At 75.0% G+C, this 12,033-nt stretch carries 11 protein-coding genes; 9 read left to right on the top strand and 2 right to left on the bottom strand.

The features are described from left to right. Positions 1 to 31: 31 nt before the first annotated feature. A complete protein-coding gene (locus OOJ91_RS29190; RefSeq protein WP_266250060.1) occupies positions 32 to 1,642 on the top strand; it encodes a phytoene desaturase family protein in 1,611 nt (536 codons plus the stop codon). Between the two features lie 75 nt (positions 1,643 to 1,717). On the opposite strand, the gene OOJ91_RS29185 is transcribed toward OOJ91_RS29190, so the two are convergent. Both OOJ91_RS29185 and OOJ91_RS29180 read right to left on the bottom strand, forming a co-directional pair. Continuing rightward, complete coding sequence (locus OOJ91_RS29185) at positions 1,718 to 2,482, bottom strand: polyprenol monophosphomannose synthase (protein ID WP_266250059.1); 765 nt, start codon at positions 2,480 to 2,482, stop codon at positions 1,718 to 1,720. A gap of 144 nt (positions 2,483 to 2,626) precedes the next feature. Further along, on the bottom strand, positions 2,627 to 3,073 hold the full coding sequence (locus tag OOJ91_RS29180) for an SRPBCC family protein (RefSeq protein WP_266250058.1): 447 nt from the start codon (positions 3,071 to 3,073) through the stop codon (positions 2,627 to 2,629). Between the two features lie 155 nt (positions 3,074 to 3,228). On the opposite strand from OOJ91_RS29180, the gene OOJ91_RS29175 reads away from it, so the two are divergent. Genes OOJ91_RS29175 through OOJ91_RS29140 form a run of 8 tightly spaced genes read left to right on the top strand, consistent with a single transcriptional unit; the run spans position 3,229 to position 11,931 of the window. Further along, on the top strand, positions 3,229 to 4,902 hold the full coding sequence (locus OOJ91_RS29175; protein ID WP_439117138.1) for an HAD-IIIA family hydrolase: 1,674 nt from the start codon (positions 3,229 to 3,231) through the stop codon (positions 4,900 to 4,902). Beyond that, positions 4,899 to 5,873, top strand: a complete 975-nt coding sequence (locus tag OOJ91_RS29170; RefSeq protein ID WP_266250056.1) for a glycosyltransferase family protein — start codon at positions 4,899 to 4,901, stop codon at positions 5,871 to 5,873. The genes OOJ91_RS29175 and OOJ91_RS29170 overlap by 4 nt, the downstream gene beginning before the upstream one ends. Continuing rightward, positions 5,858 to 7,075 carry a glycosyltransferase gene (locus tag OOJ91_RS29165; RefSeq protein WP_266250055.1) on the top strand — a complete coding sequence of 406 codons (1,218 nt, stop codon included), beginning with the start codon at positions 5,858 to 5,860 and terminating at the stop codon, positions 7,073 to 7,075. The genes OOJ91_RS29170 and OOJ91_RS29165 overlap by 16 nt, the downstream gene beginning before the upstream one ends. Then, the gene (locus OOJ91_RS29160; RefSeq protein ID WP_266251463.1) at positions 7,072 to 7,764 is read left to right on the top strand and encodes a D-sedoheptulose-7-phosphate isomerase; all 693 of its coding nucleotides are present in this window, start codon (positions 7,072 to 7,074) and stop codon (positions 7,762 to 7,764) included. The genes OOJ91_RS29165 and OOJ91_RS29160 overlap by 4 nt, the downstream gene beginning before the upstream one ends. A 16-nt stretch (positions 7,765 to 7,780) precedes the next feature. Then, a complete protein-coding gene (locus OOJ91_RS29155; protein ID WP_266250054.1) occupies positions 7,781 to 9,316 on the top strand; it encodes a PfkB family carbohydrate kinase in 1,536 nt (511 codons plus the stop codon). Next, positions 9,313 to 10,014 carry an SDR family oxidoreductase gene (locus tag OOJ91_RS29150; RefSeq protein ID WP_266250053.1) on the top strand — a complete coding sequence of 234 codons (702 nt, stop codon included), beginning with the start codon at positions 9,313 to 9,315 and terminating at the stop codon, positions 10,012 to 10,014. The genes OOJ91_RS29155 and OOJ91_RS29150 overlap by 4 nt, the downstream gene beginning before the upstream one ends. Then, positions 10,011 to 10,964, top strand: a complete 954-nt coding sequence (locus OOJ91_RS29145; protein ID WP_266250052.1) for a glycosyltransferase family 9 protein — start codon at positions 10,011 to 10,013, stop codon at positions 10,962 to 10,964. The genes OOJ91_RS29150 and OOJ91_RS29145 overlap by 4 nt, the downstream gene beginning before the upstream one ends. Then, positions 10,948 to 11,931 (top strand): DNA topoisomerase IB, encoded by a 984-nt coding sequence (locus OOJ91_RS29140; RefSeq protein ID WP_266250051.1) that lies wholly within the window; start codon positions 10,948 to 10,950, stop codon positions 11,929 to 11,931. Before OOJ91_RS29145 ends, OOJ91_RS29140 begins: the two co-directional genes overlap by 17 nt. The last annotated feature ends 102 nt before the right edge of the window (positions 11,932 to 12,033 follow it).

The raw sequence follows: 12,033 nt of genomic DNA, 5'->3' as shown, positions 1-12,033 counted from the left end.
CGCCCGGTTGCGCGCCGGGTAGGCGGATCGGGTGACTACCCCCGGCGCGCAGAGCGCGGACGCCGTCGTCGTCGGAGCCGGGCACAACGGCCTCGTCGCGGCGAACCTGCTTGCCGACGCCGGTTGGGACGTGGTGGTGCTGGAGGCTACCGCCGTACCCGGCGGCGCGGTCCAGTCCGCCGAGGTGACCGCGCCGGGCTACCTGAGCGACCTCTACAGCTCGTTCTACCCCCTGGGGTACGCCTCGCCGGTGCTGAACGGCCTCGACCTGGGCGAGTACGGGCTGTCCTGGAGGCACGCCCCGGACGTGCTGGCGCACCTGCTTCCCGACGGTCGGGCCGCGGTGATCAACCGAGACCCGGACGTCACGGCGGCCTCGCTGGAGCAGTTCGCCCCCGGCGACGGCAAGCGCTGGCTGAACGCGTACTCCGACTGGCTCGACGTGGCCGAGCCGATGCTGACCACGATCACCACGCCGTTCCCGCCGGTACGCGGCGGGCTGGGCCTGCTGCGCCGGCTGCGGATCGCGGGCGCCCTGCGGCTGGCGCGGCGACTCGTGGTGCCGGTGCGCAAGCTCGGCGACGAGCTCTTCGACGGCCCCGGCGGTCCGGCGCTGCTGGCCGGGTGCGCCCTGCACACCGACCTGTCCCCCGAGGAGGCCGGCTCCGGCGTGTACGGCTGGCTCCTTGCCATGCTCGGCCAGCAGGTCGGCTGGCCGGTGCCCGACGGCGGCGCGCGGCAGATCACCAACGCGCTCGTGGCCCGCCTGGCGCAACGCGGTGGCCGCATCCTCTACGGCGCGCGGGTCGACCGGGTGCTCACCGCGCGCGGCCGGGCGATGGGCGTCCGCACCGAGGGCGGCGCGCTGTGGCGGGCCCGTCGGGCCGTCCTCGCCGACGTGCCGGCCCCGGCCCTCTACCTCGACCTCGTCGGGGCGGCGGCGCTGCCGTCGCGGCTGGTCGAGGACCTGGCGCACTTCAGGTGGGACGGCTCGACGCTGAAGGTGGACTGGGCGCTGTCCGCCCCGGTGCCGTGGACCAACCGGGACATCGCCGGCGCCGGCACGGTGCATCTCGGCGCGGACCTCGACGGGCTGACCCGCTACGCCGGCGAGCTGGCCCGCGGCGAACTGCCCCGCGACCCGTTCCTGCTGGTCGGGCAGATGTCCGTGGCCGACCCCAGCCACTCACCGCCGGGCACCGAGTCGCTCTGGTCGTACACCCATCTGCCGTTCCGACACGACTGGCGGGCCGAGGAGATCGCCGGGCACGTGCAGCGGATGGAGGACGTGCTGGAGGCGGCGGCCCCGGGCTTCCGGCAGCTCATCGTGGGCCGCCACGTGGCCGGGCCCGCCGACCTGGAGAAGGGCGATCCGAGCCTGGTCGGTGGCGCGCTCGGCGGGGGCACCGCCGCCGCGTACCAGCAGCTCTTCCTGCGCCCGATTCCCGGCCTGGGCCGGGCGGACACCCCGGTGGACCGGCTCTTCCTGGCCAGCTCGTCGGCGCACCCGGGCGGTGGGGTGCACGGCGCCCCGGGCGCGAACGCGGCCCGCGCGGCCCTGGCCCGCGACCGCGCCCTGACGGGCATCGCCTACGCAAAGGCCATCTCGACGGCCCACAAGGCCGTCTACCCCCCGACCTGAAGCGGTGATCAAGAGGTTTGCGTCACCGGCGAGCCGGAATCTGACGCAAACCTCTTGATCAACAAGCGGTGGGGGTTAGGTGATGTTGCGGTGTTTGCTGCGGAGGCGGAACGGCATCAGGGCGCTCTCGACCTTGGTCGCCGTGGTCATCTTGGAGACGCCGTCGCGCCGCTCCTCGAAGCGGATCGGGACCTCCAGGATCGTGTGCCCCAACTTGGTGGCCAGGTAGTGCATCTCGACCTGGAAGCTGTAGCCGTTGGACTGCACCCGGTGCAGGCCGATGTCCTTCAGCGCGTCGGCCCGCCAGATCTTGAAGCCGGCGGTCAGGTCCCGGATGCGCACCCGCAGCAGCGTGTGCACGTAGAGGTTCGCCCATCCGCTGAGCGCACGCCTGTACAGCGGCCAGTTCTCGTCCAGCTCACCACCGGGCACGTACCGGGAGCCGATCACCACACCGGCCTGGGTGGAGAGCAGCGCGCCCAGCATCCCCGGCAGCGCCTCCGGCGGGTGCGACAGGTCGGCGTCCATCTGCGCCACGAACTCGGCGCCACCCTCAAGAGCCCGGCTCATCCCGTCGACGTACGCCCGACCCAGGCCCTCCTTGCCGGCCCGGTGCATCACCTCGATCCGCTCCGGATACTCGATGGCCAGCTTGTCGGCCACCTCGCCGGTGCCGTCGGGGGAGTTGTCGTCGGCGACGAGGATGCGCAGCCCCGGCAGCGGCAGCGCGAGCAGCCGCTCGACAAGCGCCGGGAGGTTGCCCGCCTCGTTGTAGGTGGGCACGACGACTGTCAGGTGTGCGTCTCGCCACGGCGACGGCAGCTGGACGGGCTCGATCATGTCGGACATCCTCGGTTTGCGGACTGGGCTACCTGAGAGGGTAGCCAGTTGCCCGATCCGGATTGAAAAGGCTCCCCGTCGGTCGGGCCGGCCGCAGGTGGCGACGCGCTCAGCGCAGCGCGCCGGTCACCACCACCGTCTGCGTCACGGGGAGACCTTCCGTCGTACGGCGATGTCGGAGAGCCGGTCCAGCGTCTCCCGGTTACGCAGGTGCAGCACCAGGTCGTTGGCCTTGTTGCGGACCCAGCGCAGCGGGCCGGCGGCGAAGTCCTCCCCGAGGCGGACGCGGGTGGCGCCGCCGTCGACCGGTTGCAGGGTGAACGCCACGATCGCCTCGCCGGCCGGCCACAGGCCGGCACGCAGCACCAGCCGGTGCGGGGGCTCGCAGGCCAGCACCGTCGACGCGTCCTGCAACGAGAACGGCCACGGCCCGGCGCGGTGGTGCAGTTGGCTGCCCACCCGGGGCCAGGCGTCATCCACGTCGCGCACGTGCGCGGTCCCGACAACCCAGTCGCTGTACGTCCATCCGTCGGCCAGCACGTCGAACACCTGCTGCGGGGGAGCGTCGATCACTTTCTCCACTATCGCCACTGGGCTCCCATACCCGCCTCCCGACGGAGGCTAACGGGCCGGCGGGTTAGCTTCTCGGGAGCGGCGGGTAAGGCCGACCCGGGCACCGTCGGCGGCGTTGGCCCACGGCACCGACGACGACGTTTACTCCTCGGGGCGCCGGGAACCCGCCGGCTGTGCGACAGGACCAGGAGGATCCGTATCAGCGCAGGTCAGCCCGGGTGTACGCCGGTGTTGGCCGGGCTGGCCACGGGCCTGCCGAACCCCCCGCGGGAGTCCTGTACGACGCGGTCCTGCTCGACCGCGACGGCACCCTGATCGAGGACGTGCCGTACAACGGCGACCCGGAGAAGGTACGCCCGGTCCCGGGGGCGCGGGCGGCGCTGGACCGGCTACGGGCCGCCGGGCTGCGCCTGGCGGTGGTGACCAACCAGTCGGGCCTGGCCCGGGGTTACTTCAGCGAGGAGCAGATGCGGGCGGTGCACGCCCGCGTGGAGGAGCTGCTGGGCGACTTCGACGCCTGGCTGGTCTGCCCGCACGACGACTCCGACAGGTGCGACTGCCGTAAACCCGCGCCCGGTCTGGTCTACGCCGCCGCCCGTGAGCTGGGCACGAGCGCGTCGCGCTGCGTGCTGGTGGGCGACATCGGCCGCGACGTGGGCGCCGCGCTGGCCGCCGGGGCGGCCGGGGTGCTGGTGCCCACCCCGGTGACCCGACCGGAGGAGATCGCCGCCGCCGGCTGGGTGGCCGCGGACCTGCCCTCGGCCGTGGACGAGATCCTGCGCCGCCAGCGGGCCGTGCAACCCGCCGAGGTCGCCGAGCGGGTGGGCACGACGTTGGTGGTGCGTTCGGACTCGGCCGGGGACGTGCTCGTCACCGGGCCGGCGATCCGGGCCGTCGCGGCCGGCGCACGGCGGGTGGTGCTGCTGTGCGGCCCTCGCGGACGCGCCGCCGCCGAGCTGCTGCCCGGTGTCGACGAGATCATCGAGCACCCGCTGCCGTGGATCGACCCCGCGCCGGCGCCTGTCGACCCGGACGCCCTGCGGGGCCTGACGTCCCGCCTCGCCGCCGTCGGCGCGGACCAGGCGGTGGTGTTCACGTCGTTCCACCAGTCCGCCCTGCCGCTCGCGCTGCTGCTGCGGATGGCCGGGATCACCCGGATCGCCGCGATCAGCGACGACTACCCGGGCTCCCTGGTGGACATCCGCCACCGGGTACCGGTGGGCGTCCCCGAACCCGAGCGGGCGCTCTCCCTCGCCGCCGCCGCCGGCTATCGGCTGCCGGTCGGCGACGAACCCGTGCTCCGGCTCCGCGACGATGCCGTGGCGCCCCGACCGGCCGCTGCCGGTGACCCCGGCTACGTGGTGCTGCACCCCGGGTCGGCCGCGTCGAGCCGGGCCTGCCCGACCGAGCTGGCGGCGCGGATCGCCGCGGCGCTCACCGACGCCGGGCATCGGGTGCTGGTCACCGGCGGACCCGACGAGCGTACGGTCACCGCCCGGGTCGCCGCGGCGGGCGGCACCGACCTGGGCGGCCGGACGGACCTGGCCGGGTTGGCCGGGCTCGTCACCGACGCCGCCGCCGTGGTGGTCGGCAACACCGGGCCCGCGCACCTGGCCGCCGCGGCCGGGGTGCCGGTCGTGAGCCTGTTCGCGCCGACAGTCCCCTTCGGGCAGTGGGCGCCCTACCGGGTGCCCACCGTCCGGCTCGGCGACGCGGGGGCGCCCTGCCGGGACACCCGGGCGGCGAGCTGCCCGGTCCCGGGGCACCCGTGCCTCAGCGGCGTCGACCCGGCCGAGGTGGTCGAGGCGGTACGCACGCTCGTGCCCAGCGGTGGTGGCATCCGATGAACATCCTGCTCTGGCACGTGCACGGCTCCTGGACCACGTCCTTCGTGCACGGCAAACACCGCTACCTGATCCCCACCACACCCGACCGTGGCGCGTACGGCCTCGGCCGGGCCCGCACCTACCCGTGGCCGGAAAGCGCCGTCGAGGTGGCTCCCGACGACCTGCCCGGCAGCGACGTCGACCTGGTCATCCTGCAACGCCCGGAGGAGATCGACCTGGCCGAGCAGTGGCTGGGGCGGCGTCCCGGGCGCGACGTGCCCGCCATCTACGTCGAGCACAACACCCCCAAGGGCGACGTGCCGAACACCCGCCACCCGATGGCCGACCGTGGTGACCTGCTCGTCGCCCACGTCACCGGGTTCAACCAGATCTTCTGGGACACCGGCGTGACCCGCACCCGCGTGGTCGACCACGGCATCGTCGCGCCGGCGGTGTCGTACACGGGTGAACTGGACCGGCTCGCCGTGGTGATCAACGAGCCGGTGCGGCGGGGCCGGGTCACCGGCACGGACCTGCTGCCCCGCTTCGCCGAGATCGCGCCGCTGGACGTGTTCGGCATGGGCGTGGCAGGTCTCGCCGACCACCTCGGACTGCCCGCCGACCGGCTCACCAGCCACGACGACGTGCCCCAGGACCGGATGCACGCCGAGTTGGCCCGCCGGCGCGCGTACCTGCACCTGTGCCGCTGGACCTCCCTCGGGCTCAGCCTCATCGAGGCGATGGCGATCGGCATGCCTGTCGTCGCGCTCGCCACCACCGAGGCGGTGACCGCGGTGCCACCGGAGGCGGGAGCGCTCGCCACCCGGATGGACACCCTGCTCGACGCCGCCAGCCGGTTCATCGCCGAGCCGGCGGCCGCACGTCAGGCCGGCGTGGCGGCACGGGCCGCCGCGCGCGACAGATACGGCCTCGACCGTTTCCTCGCTGACTGGGACCGGCTGCTGGAGGAGGAAGTATGCGGATCGCGATGATCTCGGAGCACGCCAGCCCGCTCGCCATCCTCGGAGGCGAGGACGCCGGCGGCCAGAACACGCACGTCGCCGAGCTGTCCGCCGCCCTCGTCGCCGCCGGGCACGAGGTGCGGGTCTACACCCGCCGCGACGCCCTGGACCTGCCGGTGACCGTACGCGCCCCGGACGGGTACGACGTGGTGCACGTGCCGGCCGGTCCCGCCGAGCCGGTCGCGAAGGACGCGCTCCTGCCGCACATGCGGGAGTTCAGCCGGTGGCTGGTCGAGCGGTGGCGCGGCGGGGACTGGACGCCCGAGGTGATCCACGCGCACTTCTGGATGAGCGGCCTGGCCGCGTTGACCGCCGGTCGGCAGACCGGGGTGCCGGTGGTGCAGACGTACCACGCGTTGGGCACTGTCAAGCGCCGCTACCAGGGCGTGCAGGACACCAGCCCGGCCCGGCGCATCTCCTACGAGCGGGAGTTGGGCCGCTCGGTGGACCGGGTGGTCGCCCAGTGCCGCGACGAGGTCGGGGAGCTGGTCCGGATGGGGGTGCCCCGGTCCCGGATGACAGTCGTGCCCTCCGGGGTCAACCTCGCCTCGTTCGCCCCGCTCGGGTCGGTCGCCGACCGTGAGCCGGGCCGAGCCCGGATCCTGACCGTGGGCCGGCTGGTCGAGCGCAAGGGTTTCCAGACGGTGGTCCGCGCGATGGCGCTGGTGCCCGACGCCGAGTGTGTCGTGGTCGGCGGCCCGCCCGAGGGTCTGCTGGAGACCGATCCGTACGCCCGGAGGCTGCGCGCCCTGGCCGAGTCGTGCGGCGTCGCCGACCGGGTGCACCTGGTCGGCGCGGTACCCCGGGAGGAGATGGGCCGCTGGTACCGCTCGGCGGACCTGCTGGTCGCCGCACCCTGGTACGAGCCGTTCGGGTTGACCCCGCTGGAGGCGATGGCGTGCGGCGTGCCTGTCGTCGGCACCGCAGTCGGCGGCATCCGCGACACGGTGGTCGACGGCACGACGGGTGACCTGGTGCCGGCCCGGGATCCGCAGGCCCTCGCCACAGCGATCCAGCGGCTGCTCGACGACCGGATCCGCCGCTTCCGGTACGCCACGGCGGCGCGTGAGCGGGCCCGGTCGCGCTACTCGTGGGCGGTCGCCGCCGAACGTCTGGCCGAGGTCTACGGCGAGGTCGCCGCGGTGCGCCGGCCGGCCCGGGTGGTGGCCTGATGCCGGCGGGCAGCCCGCTCGACGAGCACCTGACCAACCTCGCCGCGGCACTGACGCCCTACCGCCGGTGTGAACCGCAACTGGCGCGCTGGGGCGCTGACCTGGCGCACCGGCTGGCCGGCGGCGGACGGCTGCTGGTGGCCGGCAACGGTGGCAGCGCCGCCGAGGCCCAGCACCTCACCGCCGAGCTGGTGGGCAAGCTGCACGACGACCGCCAGCCCCTGTCGGCCATCGCCCTGCACGCCGAGACCAGCGCCGTGACCGCAATCGCCAACGACTACGGATACGCCGACATCTACGCCCGCCAGGTTCGTGCCCACGGCCGCCCCGGCGATGTCCTGTTGCTGCTCAGCACCAGCGGCACCAGCCCCAACCTGCTCACCGCCGCGCACGCCGCGCGCGATGCCGGCCTCACCACGTGGGCGCTGACCGGGCCCGCCCCCAACCCTCTCGCCGACGCCTGCGACGAGGTGCTCGCCGTGCCGTCGGCCGACAGTCAGGTCGTCCAGGAGCTGCATCTCGTGACCAGCCACCTGATCTGCGAGTACCTCGAACAGGAACTGGCCGCCGCCGGTGCCGGACGCGTGCCCGCCGAGCCGGCGCCGGCCGGTCGGCTCGCGTCCGGGCCGGTGCGGACCGGGGTCGAGGTGGTGCTCGACGGTGGGGCCGGACAGCAGGTCGACGCGTGAGGATGAGGAGGACAGCGTGAGGGGACCGGTGGTGGTGGTCGGGGACACCCTGCTCGACCGGGACGTGGAAGGGGTGGTGAACCGCCTCTGCCCGGACTCCCCGGTGCCGGTGCTCGACGAGACCTCGGCCGTCGACAGGCCCGGCGGCGCCGGCCTCGCGGCGGTGTTCGCGGCCGCGCAGGGCGCCGACGTGGTGCTGGTCACCGCCCTCGCCGACGACGCCGGGGGCGCGCGGCTCAGTGCGCTGCTCGCCGCCGCAGGCGTGCGGGTGTACCCGCTGAGCCTGTCCGGCGCCACGCCGGAGAAGATCCGGCTGCGGGCGCGGGGCCGGGTGCTGCTGCGGCACGACCGGGGCGGCGCCTCCGATGAGCCGGGCCAGCCCTCCGACGAGGTGTTGCGGGTGCTCGCCACGGCGTCGGCGGTGCTGGTCAGCGACTATGGCCGGGGGGTGGCCCGCCAGCCCGCGTTGCGCGCCGCGCTGGCCGCCACCCGCGCGCCAGTCGTGTGGGACCCGCACCCGCGCGGTCCGGCGGCGGTGCCCGGCGTGCACCTGGTCACTCCGAACGAGTCCGAGGTGCGCGAGCTGGTCCCCGCGCTGCCCGGCGCGTCCCGGCTGGCCACCGCGTCCCGGGGCGCGCAGGGGCTGCGTCGGCGATGGCGGGCGGGCGCGGTCGCCGTGACGTTGGGCGGGGACGGCGCACTGCTCTGCCACGCCGGATCGACGCCGCTTGTGGTGCCCACCCCGGGCAGCGCCGAGGGCGACACCTGTGGGGCCGGTGACCGGTTCGCCGCCGCGGCCAGTTTCGCGCTGGCCCAGGGCGCGCTGGTCTCCGAGGCGGTGCAGGTGGCGGTCGCCGAGGCGTCCGCGTACGTGGCGGGTGGGGGAGTGGCCACGGCCCTGCCGCCACCGGAGCAGCCGTCTCCGCGTGTCGTGCGGGCGGGATCATCGAACCGCGGACCGGCGAGCGGGCACGGGGTCGCCGGCCCGGGTGGTGAGCGGGTGGGCGTCGCGGCGGTCGCCACGCTGCTCGCCGAGGTGCGGGGCGCCGGCGGCACGGTGGTGGCCACCGGAGGCTGCTTCGACCTGCTGCACGCCGGGCACGTGGCCACGCTGCAGGCCGCCCGGCAGCTCGGCGACGCTCTGATCGTCTGCGTGAACTCCGACACCAGCGTGGCCGGGTTGAAGGGGCCGGACCGGCCGGTCATGGCCGAGGGCGATCGTGCCCGGCTGCTGGCCGCGCTGAGCTGCGTCGACGCGGTCCTCGTCTTCGACGAGCCGACGCCGGAGGCGGTGCTGTCCTGGCTGCGCCCGGACGTCTGGGTCAAGGGCGGCGACTACGCGACAGGCGGCGACGACGCGGTCGGGCTTCCCGAGGCGGAGGTCCTGCGCCGCTGGGGCGGGAACACGGTGGTGGTGCCGTACCTGGACGGTCGTTCCACAAGCGACCTGATCGCCCGCTCGGCCGGGCCGGCCAGCGACGCGGGCGGGCGGGCGCAGCAGCCGGCCGGCGTCGCCGTGCCGGTGTCGACGACGCGGGAGCGCACCCGATGACCGCCACGAGGTCCGGCGCCGGGCCCACGGTCCTGGTGACCGGCGGCTCCAGCGGGCTCGGCGCGGCGGTGGTCGCGGCGGTGGCCGCCTCCGGTGGCCGCCCGCTCGTGCTGGACCGGCAGCCACCTGTCGACGGCGTGTCCTGGACCGAGTGCGACCTCGCCGACACCCGCGCCGCCGAGGTGGCCACCCAGCACCTCGCCGAGCAGGCCGGCGGCCTGGACGCGGTGGTCACGGCCGCCGGCATGGACGTGCCGGGTCGGCTCCTCGACGTGCCGGGGGAGACCTGGGACCGGATCGTCGCCGTGGACCTGCTGGCCACCGCGGCGGTGATCCGGGCCGCGCTGCCGTTCCTGCTGACCTCGGGGGGTCGCATCGTCACTGTCGCCTCCACTTTGGGCGTCAAGGCGGTCAGCGACGCCACTGCGTACTGCGCGGCGAAGTTCGGCGTGGTCGGGTTCACCCGCGCCCTGGCCGCCGAGCTTGCCGGCCAGGTCGGGGTCACCCTGCTCGTTCCCGGTGGGATGCGCACCGCGTTCTTCGACGAGCGCGACCCGCAGTACCGGCCGGGGCCGGACGCCATCCTCAACGACCCCGTCGACACGGCCGCTGCGATCATGTTCGCGCTCAACCAGCCGCCCGGCTGCGCGGTGCGCGAGCTGGTGGTCTGCGCCGAGCAGGAGACGTCGTACCCGTGATCCTCGTGCTGCGCGCCCTCGGCGTCGGCGACCTGGTCACCGCGGTGCCCGCCCTGCGGGCGCTGCGGGCCGCGTACCCCGGTAGGGAGCTGGCGCTCGCCGCGCCCGCCGGCCTGGCCCCGCTCGTCGACCTGGTGGGTGGCGTCGACCGGTTGGTGGACACCGCCGGCCTGGACGGGCCGTCCTGGCCCGGCCCCGTCCCGGAGGTCGCGGTGAACCTGCACGGGCGCGGCCCGCAGTCGCACCGGCTGCTGGCCGCCGCACGCCCGCGGCGCCTGGTCGCCTTCGCGAACGCCGACGCCGGGTTCGGCGACGGGCCGCTGTGGGTCGACGACGAGCACGAGGTGGACCGCTGGTGCCGGCTGCTGTCCTGGTACGACATCCCGTCCGACCGCGGCGACCTCGGCCTGCGCCGACCGGGCTCGACGGGCCGGCCGGCCGGCGCCACAGTGCTGCACCCGGGCAGCAAGGTGCCCGCCAAGCGGTGGCCCGCCGAACGGTTCGCCGCGCTGGCCCGGGCGCTCGACGAACGGGGGCACCGGGTGCTGGTCACCGGGTCGGCGGACGAACACGCGCTGGCCGCCCGGGTCGCCGACGCCGCCGGCCTGTCGCCGGACGCCGTGCTGGCCGGCCGGACCGACCTCGACGCGCTTGCCGCGCTGGTCGCCGATGCCCGGCTGGTGGTCAGCGGGGACACCGGTGTGGCCCACCTGGCCACCGCGTACGGGACCCCGTCGGTGGTGCTCTTCGGGCCGGTGCCTCCGGCGGCGTGGGGGCCGCCGTCGGACCGGCCCCGACACCGGGCGCTCTGGGTCGGTGCGGGGGATTGGCGCCAGTGGGACGGGGTAGGAAGCCACCCGACATTGATTGCCCTGCGCCTCGACGAGGTGCTGACCGCCGTGGACGAGGTGGAGAGGGCGGCGCGGGTGTCCGGTGCGGTTGCGGCGTAGCGACCCGGGTCGGCCCGGTTACGGGCGACGCCGGCGCGGTAGGGGCTGGACCTTCGTCGATCCGAGCGGTGCCGCCGTACGGGATCCCGCGACCCTGGCGCGGCTGCGGGAGCTGGTGATCCCCCCGGCCTGGCAGAACGTGTGGATCGCGCCGCACCGGAACGGGCACATCCAGGCGACAGGCATCGACGCGGCCGGCCGCAAGCAGTACGTCTACCACCCGGTGTGGCGGGAGAAGCAGGACGCGGCCAAGTTCGACCACATGCTTGAGGTGGCCCGGCGGCTGCCGGCGCTGCGGGAACGGGTGGGGCAGGACCTGGGCGGGCGTGGGCTGGGTCGGGACCGGGTGCTGGCCACCGTGGCCCGCCTGCTCGACATGGGGATGTTCCGGGTCGGCAGCGACCAGTACGCGGCCGGCGACGACCCGACGTTCGGGGTGTCCACCCTGCGCCCCGAGCACGCCCGCAGGCGCGGCGGTTGCGTGGTCTTCGAGTTCCCGGCCAAGGGCGGCATCGAGCAGGTGCGTCGGATCGAGGACCCGGAGCTGTGCGAGGTGCTTGTCAACCTGCGGCGGCGTCGCCGTCGGGCGGACCGGCTGTTCGGCTACTGGGACGGCCGGGACTGGCGCGACGTGCGCAGCGACGAGGTCAACGGCTACCTGCGCGAGGCCAGTGGCGGCGAGATGACCGCCAAGGACTTCCGCACCTGGCACGCCACGGTGCTGGCCGCCGCCGAGTTGGCCGTGGCCGACCCGGCCCGCTCGGTCACCGCCCGGCGCAGGGCGGTGGCGGCGGTGATGCGGGCGGTGGCCGACCTGCTGGGCAACACCCCCACGGTCGCGCGGACGTCCTACGTGGATCCCCGGGTCGTCGACCTTTACCACGACGACGTGGTGGCGCCGCTCGACCCGGGCGCCCCACGCGAGGAGGTCGAACGGATCGTGTTGGAGTTGCTGGAGAGGGCCTGACCGGCCCCGCCGACGATCCTGGGGGGAAGCGACGGGGCCGGGGTCTCGGCCCGGGGGCGGCACCGGGCGGCCGCCCGCCGCACCCCGCGGCGGGCGCCTCGC

Origin of the sequence: Micromonospora lupini, from assembly GCF_026342015.1 — a bacterium.
GTDB lineage: Bacteria > Actinomycetota > Actinomycetes > Mycobacteriales > Micromonosporaceae > Micromonospora > Micromonospora lupini_B.
Note: the sequence above shows the minus strand (reverse complement) of the source record. Positions and strands in the feature narration are given on the sequence as shown.